This is a genomic window from Thioclava sp., assembly GCF_048263065.1.
In the GTDB taxonomy this organism is placed as follows: Bacteria; Pseudomonadota; Alphaproteobacteria; order Rhodobacterales; family Rhodobacteraceae; genus Thioclava.
The window spans coordinates 389,608-409,597 of the sequence record NZ_JBLXEM010000002.1; the positions used below are offsets into that span (position 1 = coordinate 389,608).

Consider the following 19,990-nt stretch of genomic DNA (forward strand, 5'->3'; position numbering starts at 1 on the left):
AGAGAGGCCTCATTATGTCATTTGCCCCCGCCAAACCCACACCCAAGGGCTTGTTCCGGCGCACGCCGCCTGCCGCATTCCCGCCTATTCTGGGGTTGATGGGCCTTGGGACTGCGTGGCGGCGCGGGGTCGATCAGTTCGCCTTGCCCCCCGCGCTGGCCGAGGCGTTGTTGGGTGGGGTCACCTTGCTCGCGATTTTTGCACTTGTCGCCTATGCGGTGAAATTCCTGCGCCGCCCCGGCGTGCTTCATGAAGATTTCCGCATCCTGCCCGGCCGTGCGGGATTGGCGGCGATCGTGTTGTCACAGTATTTGGTCGCGGTCGCCTTGGCGCCCTGTTCGAATGTGGCAAGCGTTATTTTCTTGGGCACCATCGCGTTGCATCTGGTCTTTAACATCTTCGTTATCATTGACCTTCTGCGGGGGCCGGCCGAGCAGCGCCGCGTCACTCCGGTCTGGCAGTTGATCTTTACCGGCTGGATCGTGGGCGCGGTTGCGGCTCAAAGTCTTGGGTTCGCCGCGATTGCGATTTGGCTGTTCTGGGCGTCGCTGATCTCGGCGCTTTGTATTTGGGCGATCTCCTTGCAACAATTTTCGCGCGAAAGCGTGCCTGCACCGTTGCGCCCGTTGCTGGCGATCCATCTTGCCCCGGCGGCGCTGATCGGAACGGCGGGCGCAACCTATAACGCCGAGGGGATTGCGCAGGTGATGGCGCTGCTGTCTGCGGGCTATCTGATTGCTTTGGTGGTGTCTGCGCGCTGGCTTTTGGCCTCGGGTTTTACGCCGCTTTGGGGGGCGTTGACTTTTCCGTTGGCAGCCACCGCAGGATGCTGGCTGGCAGTCGGTGGTATCTGGGCGCTGCCCGGCGCGTTGCTGCTGGTAGTGGCGACTGTCGTGATCATTCCGATTGCGATCAAAGTGATCCAGCTTTGGATGAAGGGCCAGCTTGCGCTTAAGACAAACGCCGCAATCGCATAGCAACGCCGGCTTGCACCTTCGGGGGGTTGCCTTTGCGGTGATTGCGTGAAACAGGAAACTGCCAAACGCATCTGGACCCGGAGATCCCCCATGCAGATTCGCGAGGCACTCACCTTTGATGATGTCCTTCTTGTTCCCGCAGCCTCATCCGTGCTGCCCTCGGACGCAGACGTCGCCACAAATGTGACCCGTTCGATCCGTCTTAACATCCCGCTGCTGAGTTCAGCGATGGATACCGTCACCGAGGCGCGCATGGCGATTGCAATGGCGCAGGCAGGCGGCATGGGCGTGATCCACCGCAACCTCACGATTGAGCAGCAAGCAAATGATGTGAGCCGGGTGAAGCGCTTTGAAAGCGGCATCGTTTACAACCCGATCACCTTGCGCCCCGATCAAACGCTGGCCGATGCCAAAGCGTTGATGGAGCGATACAACATCACTGGTTTTCCGGTGGTGGATGGCGACAAGCGCGTTGTCGGGATCGTCACCAATCGCGACATGCGCTTTGCGAGCGACGACAAGACCCCGGTTTCGGCGATGATGAGCCATGACAATCTGGCTGTTCTGACCGAGCCGGCGGATCGCGAGCAGGCGCGCGAATTGATGAAAGAGCGTCGGATCGAGAAACTGCTGGTCACCGACGGGTCGGGCAAGCTGACCGGGCTTTTGACGCTGAAAGATACCGAGAAATCGGTGTTGCACCCGCTGGCCTGCAAGGATGAAAAGGGCCGTTTGCGGGTCGCTGCGGCCTCGACCGTGGGAGATGCTGGTTATGAACGCTCTTGCGCGCTGATCGAGGCGGGCTGCGATCTGATTGTGATCGACACAGCACACGGCCATTCCGAGGGCGTGGCGCGCGCTGTTGAGCGTGTGAAAGCCTTCCGCGAGGGCGTACAGGTGGTGGCGGGCAATGTCGCCACCGCCGAGGCGACGCGCGCCCTGATCGGGGCGGGAGCGGATGCGGTCAAGGTCGGGATCGGTCCCGGCTCGATCTGCACCACGCGGATCGTCGCGGGCGTGGGCGTGCCGCAACTAACTGCGATTATGGATGCCTCAAGCGCGGCGGGCGATATTCCGATCATCGCCGATGGTGGCATCAAATTCTCGGGCGATTTCGCCAAGGCAATCGCGGCGGGCGCGTCCTGCGCGATGGTCGGCTCGGCAATTGCGGGCACCGATGAATCTCCCGGCGAGGTGATCTTGTATCAGGGCCGCTCGTATAAATCCTATCGCGGCATGGGCAGCCTTGGCGCGATGGCGCGCGGCTCGGCGGATCGCTATTTCCAGAAAGATGCCGCAAGCGACAAGCTGGTGCCCGAGGGCATCGAAGGCCAAGTCCCCTATAAAGGCCCCGCCGGCGCGGTGATCCACCAGCTCGTGGGCGGCCTGCGCGCCGCGATGGGCTATACTGGATCGGCCACGGTCGCTAATATGCGCGGAGGCTGCAAGTTTGTACGCATCAGCGGCGCGGGGCTGAAGGAAAGCCACGTCCACGACGTTCAAATCACCCGCGAAAGTCCGAATTATCGGATTGGTTAATTGCTTGAAATTGAGTAAAAAAGTGACGCGCAGCTCAACGGGTTGCGCGTTTTTTATTGCGGTGAGTGCGGCATGAACCCGACAGAATACATCGTGCTTTGACGCCCAATTACTGAAGCCGACTGAAGCAAAAAGGATAGGGTTGAAGTGCAACTGAAAGCAGATCTGGCGGCACCGATCGGCTCAAGTTGGCGCTTCCCGGGAAGTCGGATCTCGTAGCTCTGATTGCTGGCAAATATAACGGCTGCTCACTCTCGGGAGTGAAGCGTATGGCTAGCTTGGGACACTCACAACTGATGCTGCAACTGCATCACTTATCTTTCATACCTTCCCCCCCTTTGCCAAATAACGCGCCGGAGAGATACTGCCGATGAAACCTCAGCCGCAGTTCTGCTGTGCGCCCGCCGCTCGTGCCAAAGAGCGCCGGGCGTGAGTGTCAGCCGATTTGGGCAGTCGCAGGTCCGAAGAACTCGTAGTGAATCCGAGTTTCCGGAACATTTGCCGCCTTGAGGCCTTTTACCATCTCCTGCATGAACCCAGTTGGGCCGCAGACGAAATAGTCGGCCGTTGCCGGGTTACTGATCTGAACCAACCAACTCGGATCAACGCGGCCTGCATGAACACCATCCGCGACATCACTTTCTTCGGGCGTCTCGTAGAAAACGTGACTTTCATGTGCCTTGAGGCGCGAGGCGTCGCGCATTGCGTGATGGTGGCCATTCTGGGTCGCGTGGACGTAGACCATCCGCAGATCGCCGCCCCCATAGCTCTCGAGCATCGACATCATCGGCGTGAGGCCGACACCGCCCGACAAAAGCACGATCTCTTGCTTGTCTGTTGGGTCGAGGAAGAATTCACCTGCGGGTGCTGCCACATCAATCTCCTCGCCGATTTCTACGGAGTCATGCAGCCAATTGGAGATGCGCCCACCCGGCTCGCGTTTAACCGTGATGCGGTAGGATACGCCATCTGGGGCAGAGGAGATTGAGTAGTTTCGACGGTATTCCTCGCCCTCCACGGGGGTGAAACGGAAGCTCAGATATTGGCCGGGGCGATGTTTGAGAACGGGTAGGCCATCCACCGGGGTAAGCGTGAACGATGTGATCTCGGATGTTTCCGCGACCTTTGCGTCAATCCTAAAGCGTCGCCAGCCGCGCCAACCGCCATCCTGCTTTTCCGATCCGGCGTAGATCTGCTCTTCGCGCGCGATAAGTGTGTCGGCAAGAAACCAGTAGGCTTCGCCCCAAGCGTTGAGGATCTCGGGGGTCGCGGCCTCGCCCAAGACCTCGGCGACAGCGCCCAGCAAGGCATTCCCGACATGCGGGTAATGCTCGGGCAGGATCTGGAGCCCGACATGTTTTTGTGCGATCCGCTCCAGCGCATCAATAAGCACTCCGGGATTTCTGATATGGGTGGCATAGGCCACCAGCGCGCCCGCCAGAGCCTTGTGCTGGGGCGAATTGCCGTGCTGGTGCGACATGTTGAAAAGCGCTCGGATCTCGGGGGCGGCAAGCAGGCGGCGATACATGACCGGAACGATCTGATCGACGTTCTGCGCCACGACCGGTGCGGTGGCTTCGATTATCGCAAGTGTTTCTTCTGAGAGCGGCTTGGCCATCTTTGTCTCCTGAGTTATCAAACATGCTGATACGGCGTCTCTATTTGGCGCGACATTAAGATGCCAATCACAGGTATGTTTATGCCTGCGACATTGTGTCCGATCCCGCATTGCGAGATGGGCCGCGTGAGGGGATGCCTGCATCAGGAGAGATGTGCGAATGCGCTTGAACGACACGACAGATCTTGCCTTGCGCGTCATGATTTACGCAGCCTCGATCAAAGACCGCCGCTTCACGATCGATCATCTCGTCGAGGCCTATGGCGCGCCGCGCAGCACCGTCATGAAGGTGGTCAACGCACTGACACGGGGTGAATTTCTGACTGCACAACGCGGCCGGTCCGGCGGGCTGCATCTTGCCCGGGCCGCCCACGAGATTGGCGTCGGAGAGATCGTGCGCCACATGGAGACGGATTTCGACCTCGTCGCGTGTATGCGAAGCAGAAGCGATTGCACCATTACCGCGTCCTGCCGCTTGATCTCTCCGCTGGCTGAAGCGCGCGCTGCGTTTCTGGTGACACTGGACAAATACTCGATTGCAGACATTGCGATCTCGCCCAGCGAGTTTGGCCTGACAGCATCTTGAAGGTGGTGATCCGTTGGACAGGGCTTTTTCAAATAGGCACCCTTGCGCTGTTTGCGCAAGAGCACCGTCTGACGCCGCCTTGGCGCTCCGTTATGCCACGGTCTCAATGCCAACGTTGCGCGCCAACAAACGCAGGCGCGAGGCGTATTCGCCACGGTCAACATAGCAGCCGTGCAGATGGCGAAACCCGGTTGAGGGATCAAACGAGTCTCGACCGTGTAGCACCCGGCGATTATCAAAAACCACCATCTCGCCGCCTTTTAGCTTTAGGGTCAGGCGGTATTTCCGATCGCGCGTCTTCGCCATAAAGGCGCGATAGGCGCGATAATAGTCGGGCATTATCGCGGACGGCATATCGAAAATCCCCGCCAGATGGGCGTTGAATCGGATCTCGATGACCTCGCCCGCATTGTTCAGCGTGATCACCGGCTCATGGACGCGGATGTCGGCGTCGCGGTCATGAAAGCGGAAGGGAATGGGCACCTCGCACAGCAAGCGAAAGGCCTCGGGGGTTTCGATCCGAAGGTCCTCGGCCATCGCAAAGCCATCCGCGAAAAGCGAGCCGCCCCCTGTTGCCTCATTGGCCAGACAATGCAGAAATTGATACCCCGGTGGCACCTCTTGGTTTGGTAAATCCGTATGCAGCGGCAAGGCTACCGAGGTATAGGCCAGATTGTTCGGATCGGGCTTGTTGATCACCTCAAACGTCGTGCCGAAATTGGTTTCGCGCAGAAAACCGATCCGCTTGGCCACATCGACGCCCGCGCTGGTTTGATCCTCAAGGTGATCGACAATCGCAATGCCGAATTTCGCGGTCTCGTACATCCATGCAGTCAACGCTTGATCGTCCAGCATGATCGGGGCCGCCGCGTGACGGGGGACGGTTGCGGCAGTCATATCTGCCCGCCAAAGCTGGGGTGCGATGGCGGCCGCGTCTTGCGCGCGTTGACCGGGGCGATGGGCGTCTAGCAGGGCCACGGGCATCTGGCTGACATGGCCGTCGTTATAGCTGAGCACGACGTTTCCCCCCTCAATCTGTGCCGAGATCAGCACGGGCAAGGCTGGCAATGCCAGCAAATCCAGCAGCCGTTCATGGGTTTGCGGGTGCAGCCCCGCGGGGCAATTGTCACGCAGCCAGATGGTTGGGAATGAAGTCGTGCTATCGTCCGCCCAAGTCACGACAAGCGTGTCAGCGCGGACCACAAGATTGGTTATGGTCATCAGGTTTCCTGTTCATTTTGAGATGTTGATCGCAGACAAGCGCATCAATGACAGGGTGGCGGCCACCATTCCTGCGTCTTTCCGTAGGGCGCACCGATGGCACGCCAGCCCAGCTCAAAATGAGTGAAATCAGGTCTCATGGAGAAACATTAGGTCCGATCTGCTTTTGCGACAAGCAAAAGCATAGACCCAAGCCCGAAGCCTGCTTGCGGCAAAACAGCGCCGAAACCGCAAATCTAGAACAAGCCATTGTCGTTTTGCGAGGGTCCAGAGATCACTTGCAAGACGTCCCAATGCTCGACGATTTTTCCATTGGCGTCGAACCTAAAGATGTCGATCCCCGCATAATCGTCACTGTCCGGCCAGATTTGGTGGCAATGCAGGACCACCTTATCCTCTTCGGCAATCGCGCGTTTGAAGTGAACGACTTTGCCAGGGTATTCGCGCGCCATGCGCTCAAAATAAGCAATAAACGCGTCCTTGCCGTCTGCGACATGCGGATTGTGCTGAACGTAATCGTCGCCCGCAAACTGTTCGATGGCGGCGCGCGGCTCGCATTTGTTAAACATCAGATCATAGAACGCGAGGGCATTTTTCTTATTTTGCTGCGGGTTGATAGGCATGTTGGCCTTTCTGTATTCGACTGCATCTAGCGTAACATGGATGTCTGCTGAGCAGATAGCTGTAAGACATGTTTGTAGCCATGTCCTGTAATCCCAAGATGTTCGAGCAGTTCTGCCCCGGCGCGCCCCATAGGTTGATTTCGTGCGCGGGGGCAGAGTTCAGCCTGTCGCCAAAGTCTGCCTCGCAGCAGATCAAGGCGCTAGTCGATATTCAGATCCACGCGGACCATTTCGGATCCCTGCCCCGGTTTCGAAAGGGCAGGATAATGTATTGACGTCACGGGATTGCGCCCACATTCTTTTTCTTAAAGGCAGCATTTCCGTCGTATCTAGCTGGCAATCGCTGCGAAATACGCATCCCATGCTTGATGCGGGCGCCCCGTCGCGGCTACTTTGGTAGATCCCGGCAATGATCGCGCCGATGAAATCGCCCAGTTTGGCGCTTCGGTCGGCCTTGAAGTCCTCGATCAGTATCGCGCGATAACGCAGATCGGTGCCAAAGGCGCGGTTTAGGTGATCGGCAAGTTCGGCTTAGCGGCCGCGCCGGAGGGTGTCTGCGATTCACAATGAATGACGGTTCTCACACGCCGCACCGCGACATTGGCGATCGACACGCAAGGGCAGCGAAGAGCCAGCCACGCCATTTTCTCGTAATTTACAGCGGCCAGACGAAGAGTATGGTCGGAACGGCGACGCAGATAACGATGACTTCCAGCGGCAGACCGATACGCCAATAGTCGCCAAAGCGGTAACCGCCAGGCCCCAGAATGAGAGTGTTGTTCTTATGACCAATCGGGGTGAGGAAAGCACATGACGCAGCTACGGCAACCGTCATGAGGTATGTGTCAGGATTGGTTCCGGTCGCGGCTGCGATCGACATCGAGATTGGCGCTGCGATCAAGGTCGTGGCCACGTTGTTCAGAAAATCCGACAGCGTCATCGTCACGACCATCAGCGCGACCAGCGACACCCATGCGGGGTAGCCCTCGCTCAGGCTCACAATCTGCTTGGCGATCAGGTCCGCCCCGCCAAAATGTTCAAACGCCTCCGCCAGTGGGATCAGGCTGGCAAGAAGGACGATGACTTTCCACTCTACCGATGCATAGACTTCACGCGCACTGACAAGGCCCAGCACGACATAGGCGATCACAGCACCGCCAAGCGCCACGGACAAGGGCAGCAGCCCGAAGACTGCCAAGGCAACGGCAAGCATGAACACCCCTATCGACAGGCCCGCTTTGCTGCGCTGGACCACTTCGGTTTGCCGCCCCTCAAGCGAAAGCACACCGAGCCAATCTATGGCTGCGGCGACCCGGTCCGGCGTTCCAAGAAGCAGCAGGACATCGCCGCCACGGATCGGCAGTAGACGCACACGGGTCTGGAAACTCTTTCCGCCCCGCGCGACCCCCAAAAGCGTGACCGAGTGACGTTGCAAGAGGTTCAGGCTGCGCGACGTGCGCCCCTCGATCCGCGCGCCTACAGGTACGATGGCCTCCGACAAGGTCAGGCCCGGCGCGACGACGCCGCCTTCGTGTTTTTCCGCCCCTGCAAAGTCAAGCCCTGCCTGTCCCATGAAGGATTCGATGGATTTGGGATCACCTTCGACGACCAGAAAGTCACCCGGGAGCACCTCTTCGCGATGTGCCAGACCGCGGACGCGCTTGCCGTGGCGGATCAGGCCCAGAATGTGGACGTCGGCATCGTTGGCTTTGGGGTAAAGGTCGCCAACCACCATGCCCTCTTGCACGGTTTGCTCACCGATACGCAGTTCGGCGACGTACCGGCCCTTGCTGACCTCTTCTTCCGTGTCCAGCAGAGAGCTTCGCGATGGCAGGAGCCGCCACCCAACAAGCGAAACAAAGGCAATTCCGGCAACGGCGACGGCAAGCCCGACAGGCGCAAAGTCGAACATGCCAAAGGGTTCGCCCAAAACGCCCTGACGATACTCTGAGATGACGATATTTGGCGGTGTCCCGATCAGCGTGATCATGCCGCCTAAAATTGTTGCGAACGAAAGCGGCATCAGAGTTTGACCGGCTGCGCGTTTTGCTTTGCGGGCGGCCTCAATATCAAGGGGCATCAGAAGCGCTAATGCCGCGACGTTGTTGATGATCGCAGATAAACCGGCGGCCAAAGCTGCCACGACGGCAATATGCAGCGGCAGCGGTCGTTGCGGGTCGATGAGCTTGGAGGCAATAAGCTCGACGGCACCGGATGAAGACAGCCCCCGACTGACGATCAGGACCAGCGCAATGATGGCTACCGCTGGATGTCCGAACCCGGAGAATACATCCTGCGTTGCCACCAGCCCAAGCGTCGCCGCCAGGATCAAAGCGCCAAAGGCGACAAGATCATATCGAATGCGGCCCCAGACAAGAAGCGCGAACACCACCCCCAATAGGACAAAAATCTGTGTTAATTCAGCCTGCATGGCGGAAGCCTAGCGGAGTTTCGTTAAGGCCGAAATGGCAATGTACACGCTGTCGACCTTCAGGGCATCAAAATGAAGCGCCAAACATGAACGCAAGATCGAAGAGGTGCCATCACAGCGATGGGCGATAGGCCGACAGGCGCTACGCGTCGCACCGGTTTCAGAAGACGCTGACGCCCGCGCAGGAAGAAGTCGCGGTGGCGCTGCGCAAGACGCTTCAGGTATCGCTCGACGACTTGCTGGCTGTCGTCCGTGAGTTCCTGAATCCGAATGTCTCGCGCTCGGGGCTGGATCGCTGCCTGTGTCGTAACGGTGTGGGGAACCTGCACGACCCGCAGGCCAAGCCAACCCGGCCGAAACACAGCGCCTTCAAGGCATACATGCCCGGCTACATCCATATCGATGTGAAATACCTGCCCCATCTGGCAGGTGAACGCGAACATTCACCTGTCAGGCGACGGATGGCCGATGAGAGCCGGCGCCGTTATCTCTTCGTGGCGATTGACCCGTTGCCCGGCAGGCGCATGCAAAGCAACACCGAGAGGGGGGCAACACGGTGGGTGTTCATCCGCATATTCCAACCAAGGCGGCAACAAATGCCCGCTACCTGAGTTGGCTTTCCAAAAATGCCCCCGCAATCGAAGTCTGCGGGCTAACGTAATCGCGATGGTGGCGGTTGCTGCCCCAATGCAGCCTGTTGCGAAAAGTTCTTCAACAACAGCTTTTTCCACTGAACGGTCGTCGGATGGGTGAAAATGCTGCGATGAGCACCAGTGAGCGCTTTCGGGGCGGCGCAACCAATATGCTGAATGTCTGCATTGTGCCAGTCGTGTAGAACCTTGCCCGTATCTCAGATGCTGACCCTAGCCGCACCGCCGCATGACGACTTCGAGCCCGCTCTGAATGATCGAGCCGGTGCAGCAATTCGCGATCCAAACGGCGCGGCCTTGGAGAGGGCCGCCCAAACCGGATATTGCTCATAGCCGACACGAACAACCGCTTTGGACCAGTATGGTTTAAAAAATGTCCTCTTTGCCTAAACAAACAATCTTTACCATTTGGGCCGTGGCGAGAACGATGTTCCAAGTTTCGGAAGTAATTTTTGATTGCGGAGTTTTGCAATATCAGCGGCAGATACCGACAGCTCGTTTGTCTCTGGTAGCGGGCATATGATTACCTTACCAATAATTCGTAGGTGCTGCAGGATTGAACCAAATTCTGGGCTGTCTTGCGGCGAACACCGGCTGCACTTTCGTAGAAGGCGAGACGGTTTGTGACGCAAGCCGTCGCTCGCCCCGCGCTAGAGGTGTCGGGGTAACGGCAAGCAGCAGCCGCAGATGCAGAACGATGTTCTACTTTATGTCCTCGTAGAACCACCGCCGCAAGGCTGCGCCGCCGGCGACACCGCACCTGTAGCGGGAGGGGTTGAACCACGCATTCACCAGTTTACAGCAATGCGCCCGAAACCGGGCCCCCACAGTCCACGACCTTGGAAAATTAGGTGGCGCTGTCGTGATCGTAGCGGGCCTGTGGCTGTTATCTAATCAGGGGTATTACTCGTTTGTATCCGGCCTCGGCATGGGCGGCGGGTATGATCATGAACCCGTGCTGTTCACCGCCTATTACCTTAGCTGGGCGGCAGCCGCACTTTGGCTGTTTCGCCCGCTGATCGCTGCGGGCCTGAACCGTCGCACCATTGCGCGCGAGGGGCTTGTGTTTCTGCGCATTCTGGGCGGCTTAGCCCTGTTCGTGGTCTATGCCTTGCCGCTGCTGCCCAAGGTTTCCGAACTGCGCGCACCGTCGGAAGCGCCAGAGTTCATGTTCGCTTCGGCCTGGTATTATCTGCCGAAATCGGCGGAGATCCTGTTCCGGCAAACCCTTGTGGCTGCACTTGTTTTGACGGCGGCTCGGGCGGGATATGGCCTGCTTGCCATCACCATCGGGATGGCGGTGGCATTCGGCGGCTTTCATCTGTTACTGATGTTCGAAGGGTTCACGCCCGTCTATGTCACCCGCTTTACCCCGTCCGCGACCGCTTTAGGCGCATTGCTCCCTTATCTCTACCTGAAGGTGCAGGCCGGATTTCGCTGGGCCTATTCCCTGCATTGGGGGTTTTACGCACTGAATGCCACGCTAACCCATCTCATCCTTGCCGCCCCACCTTGGGCGTGACGTGCAATACCGTTCAGAAGACTCGCAACGCAAGGAGACCGCTATGACCATTCGCCCTCCGACCCTATCGACGGCTCGAGCCATCCTGCTGCCCGCATTTGTCACCTTTTCGGCTCAGGCCGGGTGGGCCCAACAGGTCACCACTTCTTTGGTCGATACGATGCAGGACCACTGCTTTGATTTGACAGGATCGGCCATCGACTGCCCCGCCAAGGGAGAGGCGTTTTACGGTCAGGACGCCCAGCACCCCCGCCTTGCCGCCTCCTATGCTGATAACGGCGACGGCACCGTAAGCGATGATAATACCGGGCTGGTCTGGCAAAAGACACCGCAAACCAAGCGATTGCAATTCGCCGAGGCCGCCAGCTATTGCGCGGCGCTGGAATTGGGCGGGCTGTCAAACTGGCGCGTGCCCACGATCAAAGAGCTGTATTCGCTCGCCGATTTCCGGGGAGAATTGCTCAAACCTGAAGAGGGCAGCCCGACACCCTATATCGACACCACGGTCTTTGATTTCGAGTATCCCAAAGCACAAATGATCTTTGCCGGGCAATACTGGAGCAGCACGCTCTACGTCAAAGGCCCCATCATCAACGACGAAAACCAGGGCGCATTCGGGTTCAATTTCGCAGATGGGCATATCAAGGCTTATGGTACGGGGTTGAATTTCTTTACCGGTGAAGCTGCCGCCAGTAGCGGGCTTGCGAATGGCCCGGCCAACGGTCAGGCGCCGGGCAATTATGTCCGCTGTGTCAGCGGCAAAGAAAATACCTACGGCGTCAATGCCTTTGTCGACAACGCCGATGGCACGGTGACCGACACCGCCACCGGGCGAATGTGGCAACAGGCCGATGACGGCACACGGCGCGAATGGGATGATGCGCTTGCCTATTGCGAGGCGCTGGATCTGGGCGGGCATCAGGACTGGTATCTGCCGAACTCCAAGGAGCTGCAAAGCATCGTCGATTACGCCAAGACGACGTTCCCTGCCATCGACACGACTGTCTTTGGCATCACGCAGGATTCCGAAACGCTCGATTACTGGACCAGCACGACCTTTGGCGACATCAAGTCCCACGCCAACGTCATCGTCTTTGGCAAAGCTCTCAGCAAAGCAGGCGATCAGACCGAGTATACCGACTGGCATGGCGCCGGTGCGCAACGCTCCTCGATTAAGACGCTGAAGGGCCAAGAGCTGACGGATGAAGACCTGTGTTCGGTCAACGCCTGCGATGTGGACCGCGCCGACAATCTGGTACGCTGCGTGCGCTAAACCAACTTTGGCGCATGTGAATGAGGGGCGTCCTTCACATGTGCGAGCGCGGCTGGAAGACCTGTTTCTAGAACGAAGGAAACCAGCACCTCGACCATCGAAAGCCTCATTGGACTTCGTGCGCAGCCTTCTTTTGGACGATTGAAATGCCGCGCGATACACGAACGGCCGGTTCGGTGAAGCCGCATGGCGGCTCAGCGGTCATAGTGACATATATAGGTGCCCGTGCGCGCGACAGCGACGTTTAATTCGGCGGAGGGTGCGCAGCCCTTTCCTGTGGCATAGTATGAGATCAGGACGCTCGGCCACATTTGGCGCAACTATGTCGGGTCACAATTGGCGTAGAAAAGCGGAGCCAACCTGGAAGCCGCCAGTTCGAATCCGGCCCCGCTTTGCCGGGTAGGTAAGTTGGTAGCTCACTAGGCCACGTCTTCGGTTTTTTCGTCGTGATCCTGCGGTGTTGCGTGCGATGTCTGGACGGATGAACGCGAAAACAGCCCTGATGACGAAAGAAACCATTCAAGGGGGCAGGGGTCTGCCGTACCGCACCCTGCGGTGCGGAGAAAAGCGATGCTGCCTTTGGTCGGTATTCTGTTCTAGCACAACGCGCTCGACAGGACCCTAGAGACGCACCGCTGGCTCCTCGACCGGATTGAGTATCTGGCCGACAATGTGCCGGTTGCCTCAAAAATGATCGCGCCTGCATCAGCAACAATACAAAGAGCACTTCGCTCTTGGGCGAACAATCTTTGGTCGGATCACCAAGCGAGGCAGCCGTTCCTTGCGAATGCTGTTCGTGCAGGCGCGAAAGTGATCATAATGGACCTTGTCGAGAATGAGACCAGCGGCATTCGTACCCCATCAAGGCCACGGCCCGCGAACCGATCAACAGGCCGGATACATATGAGGATTTTCAAAGGCGTGCCAAATTCTCGATTGCAAATAGCAGTCGACACATACATTTGGGCTGCATCGAAATTGCTGATTTCGCCCCTGCGCTTGCGGTGAGGATAGGCTTAGCGGTGACGATTGAGGAATGCCTCGACTTCGGCTTGGGTCGGCGCTTCGCCTGCGAAAATCTCGGCATAATGACAACCCGCAATTGCGCGTTGCAAGCGCGGCTCGCAAATGCGCATCGAGTAGTAGCCGGTCTGGGTAAAGATCACTGTCAGCGCACGGTAATGGGCGGCATCGCCTGATCTTGCGAACCTCTCGAACAGCCCTTTCACTGCCACCAGCCGATCCCGATCGGACTGATCGACCAGCGCCTGTAATCTGGTATCACTGCGGGCCCAATTGCGGATCGCAAGGTCAAGCGGGGCATCGAAAAGATCATCATCGATCCAGCAATCGATCAGGTTGAGAAGCCCGGCGCATAGGCTTTGGGCCGGGGCGGCACAACGCTCAAGCACGATGCCGGTATTGCGTGTTTGCCAGATGTCGATGATTGCGTCATGCAACTCTGAGAGATCTTTGAAATGCCAGTAAAACCCTGTGCGCGTCAGGTTTAGTCTTTTGGCCAAGGGCATGATTTTGACCGCTTCGATCCCTTCGGAGACGAACAGTTCATAAGCCGCATCCAGCCAGACTTTCCGACTGGCACGGGGGCGAGTGAGCGGAGCATTGATCATGCCACTTTTCTAAAGAACTTGACAGGTGTGTCAATTGGAGAAAGCATCCTTCTGACACCTGTGTCAGGAACGATTTGACCCGCGAAGGATCCCCGCATGTCCACTGACCCGCTGCTTCAACCCTTCCAACTCAAACATCTGACATTGCGCAATCGGATCATGACAACCAGCCATGAACCCGCCTATCCGCACGATGGCATGCCTAAAGAACGCTACGCGGCCTATCACGCCGAACGCGCCAAGGCGGGCGTTGCCCTTGCGATGACGGCGGGATCAGCGGCTGTCAGTCGCGACAGCCCGCCCGTGTTCAACAACATTCTTGCCTATAAGGACGAGGTTGTTCCCTGGATCCAGAACCTGACCGATACAGTGCATGAGCATGGCTGCGCCGTCATGATTCAGCTAACCCATCTGGGGCGGCGCACCAACTGGAACAAGGGGGACTGGTTGCCCTCGGTTTCGTCCTCCAAGCACCGCGAACCCGCGCACCACGCCTTTCCCAAGCTGATCGAAGATTGGGACATTGAGCGGATCATCAGCGACTTCGCAGACGCGGCCGAGCGGATGCAATCGGGCGGTATGGACGGGATCGAATTGCAGGTTTACGGCCATTTGCTCGATCAATTCTGGTCGCCCCTAAGCAACGATCTCGTGGGCCCATACGGGGCCGATACGCTTGAGAACCGGATGCGGTTTCCGATGGATGTGGTGGCGGCGATCCGCAAGCGTGTCGGGCCTAAATTCATTGTCGGTCTGCGCTATACGGCAGATGAGGCGCAAAAAGGCGGCATCACGCCTGAAGAAGGGCTGGAGATCTCTAAGCGTCTTGCCACCACGGGCCAGATCGATTTCCTGAACGTCGTGAAGGGGCGCATCCATACCGACCCCGCGATGACCGATTTGATCCCGATCCAAGGGATGAGATCGGCGCCCCATCTCGATTTTGCAGGTGAAGTGCGCAAGGCGACGGGCATGCCGACCTTTCATGCCGCACGCATTCCAGATGTGGCCACTGCGCGCCATGCCGTGCAAGCGGGGCTTTTGGATATGGTTGGGATGACGCGCGCGCATATGGCGGACCCGCATATCGTGCGCAAGATCATCGACGGGCGTGAAGACGACATTCGCCCTTGCGTCGGGGCGACCTACTGCCTTGATCGGATTTATCAGGCGGGGGATGCGCTGTGCATCCACAACGCCGCCACCGGGCGCGAACTGAGCATGCCGCATGACATCGCGGGGGCCGAGACAAGAAAGAAGGTCGTAATCATCGGAGCTGGCCCAGCGGGGCTTGAGGCGGCGCGTGTTGCCGCCGAGCGCGGGCATGACGTGACGGTGTTCGAGGCCGCCGCCGACCCCGGTGGTCAGGTGCGGCTGACGGCCCAATCGCCACGCCGCCGTGAGATGATCGGGATCATCGACTGGCGCATGGCGCAATGCGCCGCGCGGGACGTGACCTTCCGTTTCAACACATGGGCCGAGGCGGAGGATGTGACTGCGTTGAACCCCGACGTGGTGATCGTTGCAACTGGCGGACTTCCCAACACTGAACTGTTTGAGCAAACCGGCGAGCAGGCGCATGTCGTGACATCCTGGGACATCATCTCGGGCGATGTGAAGCCTGCGGGCAAGGTGCTGATCTACGATGAAAGCGGCGATCATCCTGCCTTGCAAGCTGCCGAGATCGCGGCCAACACGGGCGCTTTGGTCGAAATTATGACACCGGATCGCACTTTCTCACCCGATGTGATGGCGATGAATCTGGTGCCCTATATGCGCTCGCTTCAGGACAAGGATGTGACCTTTACCGTCACGCGCCGTCTGATGGGGGTTGCGCGCAATGGCAACATGCTGAGCGCCACGATCGGCACGGATTACAGCGACCACACCTATGAGTTGCAAGTCGATCAGGTCGTTGTGAACTATGGTACTTTGCCGCTGGACACGTTGTATTTCGACCTCAAACCGCACTCATCCAATCTGGGTGAGGTTGATTATGACGCGCTGATTGCGTGCACTGCACAGACCGTCAACCGCAATGAAAACGCCGCGTTCCAGCTGTTTCGCATTGGCGATGCCGTGTCGGCACGCAACACCCATGCGGCGATCTATGACGCCCTACGACTCGTAAAGGATATCTGAGATGCGCAGCAGCAAAACCAATCATGTCATGCCACGCCGAAGGCGAGATTGGCGATGTCATTGTGGGCGGCGTAACCCCGCCACTGGGCAAGACCTTGTGGGATTAGCGCAACTAGATCGCCAAGGATCAGACCCTGCGCTATTTCATGCTCAACGAACCGCGCGGCGGCGTGTTTCTCCACGTGAACCTGCTGGTCCCGCCGATCAATTCCGAGGCTCAGATAGGCTGGATCATCATGGTGTCAGAGGACACGCCACCGATGTCAGGGTCGAACGCGATCTGCGTCACGACCGGGCGGCTCGATAGCGGGATCATTCCGATGACGGAACCGGTGACCGAGATGGTGCTGGAAGCCCCTAGCGGTCTGGTGCGCGTGCGCGCCGAATGCCGCAATGGCAAGGCCGAGCGGATCACCGTGCGCAACTTGCCCTCCTTCGCGGGCGAGATGGCCGTGCCGCTGGACGTGCCGGGGATCGGCCAGATCACCGTCGATACGGCCTTTGGCGGTGACAGCTTTGTCGTGGTCGATGCGGCAACCCTTGGGTTCGACGTTGTGGCATCCGAGGCCAAGGCACTGGCCGATCTGGGTGTCGCGATCACCAATGCGACCAACGCGCAACTGGTGTTTCGTCACCCGACCAACTCCGATTGGCGGCACTTCTCATTCTGCCTGCGCGCCGGGCCAATCACCCGCGAAGGCAGTCACCTGATCACATCTGCCGCCGTCGCGATCCGGCCCGCCAAGATCGACCGCTCACCAACGGGCACAGCGACCTCTGCCCGAATGGCGCTGCGGCATGCACGCGGGGAGATGCAGATGGGCGAAACGTACAGTGCCCGCTCGATCCTCAATTCTGAATTCCACGGACGGATCGCGGAAACCACAACGGTGGGGATACGCCCGCGATCATCCCCGAAATCACCGGCCGCGCGTGGATCACCGGCACATATCAACTTGCCACTGATAGGACGGGTCTCAATGGTAAAGTGAAACCAATAGAGATAGACGCTAAAATCGGTTCTGCTTATGGATGGGTATGGACATAACTCTCATCAAGACTTTCATCGAGGTCGCACGAACCGGCTCGTTTATCGCGGCCAGTAGTCGGTTGTTTGTCACCCAATCTGCGGTCAGCCTGAGAATTCAACGGCTAGAGGAAAACCTTGGCCATCCTCTCTTTATCCGTTCCAAGGCTGGGGCCGTCTTGACGCCCGCCGGAGAACAGTTTGAACGCTATGCGCTGAGCCTGCTGAAGCTCTGGGAAGAGGCGCGACAGCAGATCTCGATCCCCGAGGGTTATTCCCGCGCCTTCTTTGTCGGGGCCGACTATTCACTCTGGCCCCGGTTAGGGTTTCGCTGGCTAGACAGTCTGCAGACAGCCATGCCAGAGCTGAGCGTTCATGCCGAAGTGGGTATGCCCAGCCGGATCACGCGGTTTCTTGTTGAGGGGATCGTGCATGCGGCACTGCTGTATACACCGCAACTGCGACCCGGCTTGACGGTGGAACCCGCGCTTGATGATGAGTTGATCCTTGTCGCGTCCTATCCAGAGGCAACGATTGATGACAAGAAGGACTACGTTTCGGTGGATTGGGGGCCGGAGTTCACACATGCCCTCGCCGTTGCCGTCCCTCATCTGACGGATTCCGGGCGTTCCATGGCGCTGGGGGCTTTGGCGGTAGAGTATATCGTGAACCGCAGGGCGTCCGCCTATGTGCCCGCCCGCTCCGTTCAACGCTATCTGGATAGTGGAAAGCTGAAGATTGTGGCAGATGCGCCACGATTTCCCTATCCCTCATGGGTGGTTTGGCGCGACGATCTTGATGAAGATCTCGCGAAGCTGGCGCGCAACTGCCTCAAGGACGTTGTGCAAGCTGCTGAGCGAGAACAAGAAAGCATCGTCGATACAATTGAGCATGTGAACGAATACCAGCCGTATCGGTTTGAATCGATGAGGAATGAGTAATGCTCATCACAACCTCAAGTATAACGAATTTCACTCATGTCATTCTGGTCTTTAGGTATATCCCCAGCAGAGATGCTTTCGCCCCATCTGCCGGGGCGGATCACCTTTTTGGGAAGGAATGACCCATGAACGCAGTTTTTAAATTCGCTGGCGTGTCCGCACTGGCGCTGATGGTCGCGATCCCGGCTTCGGCTCAGAATACTGTCACTGGCATCACCGCACTTAACGACCAGATTGATGACATCACCACCGATGTTCAGCGCGATCAGCGCCGTGGGCAGGACGCTGACCGCTTTGGCCCCAACGGCGTGCCGCAGGGCTGGCGTGGATCTGTCGCGCTGACAGCGTCGGGCGCTTCGGGCAATACGGATACCGGCGAATTGTCGGGTGCCGGTCGCTTGACCTATGGCGTTGGCGCGTGGAGCCATTTGTTTGGCCTTGCCGTCGAATATGGCGAAGCAAACGGGACCAAGAACGAAGAAAAGTTCTTTGGCACCTATGAGGCCAGCCGCTATTTCACGCCCGAGTTCTACATGTTCGGTCTGGGCCGTTTCCAATATGATGGTCTGCTGACTGACTCCAGCGGTGCAATCCTGCCCGGTTCGCAAACCGACGCCTTTATTGGCTTTGGTCCCGGCTACCGGGTGGTGAACCAGCCAAACCAAACCTGGCGTGTGCAAGCAGGCCCGGGAGCGCGCTACTTCAAGGACATTACCGGTGCCTCGGATACTGAAGCCGGTTTCATTGCCTCGTCGCGCTATTACTATGCGTTTACCGAGACAGTGTCGTTCACGATGGACACCGATATTCTTGGTTCCGAAGTGAACACCGTGCTGTCCAACGATGCTGGCGTGAACTTTAAGATGTCTGACACGTTCTCGACGCGCATTAGCTATCGGACCGACTACAATACCGATCCGGCGGCAGGCCTCAAGAAGACGGACAACACCGTCGGCTTGTCCCTTGTTATGGGCTTTTAAGCACAAGCATGGCGGTCTTAGACACGCATCGTGTCGCCTCATAAAAATGGACAGGAGGGTGGGGCAACCCATCCTCCTGTTTCGTTCGTGCAAGAGAAACCTCTGAGGGTCTTCGTGATGCGCGTTGCTTGTCTGGGGCGCGTCGTGAGGCTTGTGAAACCGTCCTGACGGTGCGCTCTTAGCATGTGAGGTCTAGGCATGGGAGCAGCCCTTGGAGACGTGCGCTGAAGAGGAACCGGACTGGATGCAGAACCAGTTGCTCGAACGCGCGGTCAAGATCTATGCGCGCCTTGGCGACGGTTCACCCTATCCAGGTCTTCTAAAACCTAGACGCGACGGACGCACTTCTGGCCTCGGACGCAGACGATCACGTCCTGACATCGCCGATCTTGAACCGCTGGGCGGAACGGGCTCTGAATACGCCATCCCCTGCCAAGCGGATCATCACCGAATTGTTGTTCAGGGCTGTTGAGCCATATCACCTGATCGAGAGGAGTTAAGCCTATGACGGGCGCATTCCCTAAGGGACACGGCAGCCTTATCGCCCCTCGAGTTGCGTCAAGAATTTGCGCCCAGCTTGGAGGTCGTCTCGGCCATTTCCAGGGAATACGGAAATCGGGTCGGCTGTTTTTCCGATCGTCGTGTCCTGAGGATTTTGTTCTCTCCGGAACACCGAACCACCTCGGGCAATCCGGCAAAGAATATCTTATAAAATCATAGTTTTGACGAGATTTCTTGACGGCGATTGTGCAATTCATGCCCCGGATTCCGGGAGTGGTTGTAAATTGAGCTACGCCCGTTTTTACTGGGTCGCGCTGTAGGGGATTTT

13 protein-coding genes and 2 pseudogenes are annotated in these 19,990 nt (G+C 58.2%); 10 read left to right on the forward strand and 5 right to left on the reverse strand.

Translation table 11 applies throughout. The annotated features are described in order from the left end of the window. Positions 1–14 precede the first annotated feature (14 nt). Together ACN0SD_RS05010 and guaB are read left to right on the forward strand one after the other, a co-directional pair. Positions 15–977: a tellurium resistance protein gene (locus ACN0SD_RS05010; RefSeq protein WP_417807121.1), complete on the forward strand. Its 963-nt coding sequence runs from the start codon at positions 15–17 to the stop codon at positions 975–977. 90 nt (positions 978–1,067) lie between these two features. Continuing rightward, the gene (gene guaB, locus ACN0SD_RS05015) at positions 1,068–2,516 is read left to right on the forward strand and encodes an IMP dehydrogenase (protein WP_417807122.1); all 1,449 of its coding nucleotides are present in this window, start codon (positions 1,068–1,070) and stop codon (positions 2,514–2,516) included. Positions 2,517–2,952: 436 nt separating this feature from the next. On the opposite strand, the gene hmpA is transcribed toward guaB, so the two are convergent. Next, entirely contained in the window at positions 2,953–4,134 is a 1,182-nt protein-coding gene (gene hmpA, locus ACN0SD_RS05020) for an NO-inducible flavohemoprotein (protein ID WP_417807123.1), read from the reverse strand. Between the two features lie 160 nt (positions 4,135–4,294). Between hmpA and ACN0SD_RS05025 the strand changes: the two genes are divergently transcribed. Then, positions 4,295–4,720, forward strand: a complete 426-nt coding sequence (locus tag ACN0SD_RS05025; RefSeq protein ID WP_417807124.1) for an RrF2 family transcriptional regulator — start codon at positions 4,295–4,297, stop codon at positions 4,718–4,720. 90 nt (positions 4,721–4,810) lie between these two features. On the opposite strand, the gene ACN0SD_RS05030 is transcribed toward ACN0SD_RS05025, so the two are convergent. The 3 genes from ACN0SD_RS05030 to ACN0SD_RS05040 form a co-directional block, all read right to left on the reverse strand. Beyond that, the gene (locus ACN0SD_RS05030; protein WP_417807125.1) at positions 4,811–5,941 is read right to left on the reverse strand and encodes a TauD/TfdA family dioxygenase; all 1,131 of its coding nucleotides are present in this window, start codon (positions 5,939–5,941) and stop codon (positions 4,811–4,813) included. Positions 5,942–6,177: 236 nt separating this feature from the next. Further along, positions 6,178–6,564 (reverse strand): nuclear transport factor 2 family protein, encoded by a 387-nt coding sequence (locus tag ACN0SD_RS05035; RefSeq protein ID WP_417807126.1) that lies wholly within the window; start codon positions 6,562–6,564, stop codon positions 6,178–6,180. Positions 6,565–7,219: 655 nt separating this feature from the next. Continuing rightward, entirely contained in the window at positions 7,220–8,995 is a 1,776-nt protein-coding gene (locus tag ACN0SD_RS05040; RefSeq protein WP_417807127.1) for an SLC13 family permease, read from the reverse strand. 134 nt (positions 8,996–9,129) lie between these two features. Here ACN0SD_RS05040 and ACN0SD_RS05045 point away from each other — a divergent pair. From ACN0SD_RS05045 to ACN0SD_RS05055, 3 genes and pseudogenes are all read left to right on the forward strand, one after another. Further along, a pseudogene (locus ACN0SD_RS05045) lies at positions 9,130–9,570 on the forward strand (hypothetical protein); the annotation flags it as partial. 937 nt (positions 9,571–10,507) lie between these two features. Continuing rightward, on the forward strand, positions 10,508–11,167 hold the full coding sequence (locus ACN0SD_RS05050) for a hypothetical protein (RefSeq protein ID WP_417807128.1): 660 nt from the start codon (positions 10,508–10,510) through the stop codon (positions 11,165–11,167). Positions 11,168–11,210: 43 nt separating this feature from the next. Then, the gene (locus ACN0SD_RS05055) at positions 11,211–12,440 is read left to right on the forward strand and encodes a DUF1566 domain-containing protein (RefSeq protein WP_417807129.1); all 1,230 of its coding nucleotides are present in this window, start codon (positions 11,211–11,213) and stop codon (positions 12,438–12,440) included. 1,016 nt (positions 12,441–13,456) lie between these two features. On the opposite strand, the gene ACN0SD_RS05060 is transcribed toward ACN0SD_RS05055, so the two are convergent. After that, positions 13,457–14,071 (reverse strand): TetR/AcrR family transcriptional regulator, encoded by a 615-nt coding sequence (locus ACN0SD_RS05060; RefSeq protein ID WP_417807130.1) that lies wholly within the window; start codon positions 14,069–14,071, stop codon positions 13,457–13,459. Positions 14,072–14,167: 96 nt separating this feature from the next. On the opposite strand from ACN0SD_RS05060, the gene ACN0SD_RS05065 reads away from it, so the two are divergent. The 4 genes and pseudogenes from ACN0SD_RS05065 to ACN0SD_RS05080 all read left to right on the forward strand — a co-directional run bounded on the left by ACN0SD_RS05065 (position 14,168) and on the right by ACN0SD_RS05080 (position 19,161). Continuing rightward, on the forward strand, positions 14,168–16,213 hold the full coding sequence (locus ACN0SD_RS05065) for an FAD-dependent oxidoreductase (protein WP_417807131.1): 2,046 nt from the start codon (positions 14,168–14,170) through the stop codon (positions 16,211–16,213). Then, positions 16,210–17,261, forward strand: a pseudogene (locus tag ACN0SD_RS05070) (proline racemase family protein). Before ACN0SD_RS05065 ends, ACN0SD_RS05070 begins: the two are co-directional and overlap by 4 nt. Then, positions 17,252–18,181, forward strand: a complete 930-nt coding sequence (locus ACN0SD_RS05075; RefSeq protein WP_417807132.1) for a LysR family transcriptional regulator — start codon at positions 17,252–17,254, stop codon at positions 18,179–18,181. The pseudogene ACN0SD_RS05070 and the gene ACN0SD_RS05075 overlap by 10 nt, the downstream one beginning before the upstream one ends. A 125-nt stretch (positions 18,182–18,306) precedes the next feature. Beyond that, on the forward strand, positions 18,307–19,161 hold the full coding sequence (locus tag ACN0SD_RS05080; protein ID WP_417807133.1) for a DUF481 domain-containing protein: 855 nt from the start codon (positions 18,307–18,309) through the stop codon (positions 19,159–19,161). Positions 19,162–19,990 lie beyond the last annotated feature (829 nt).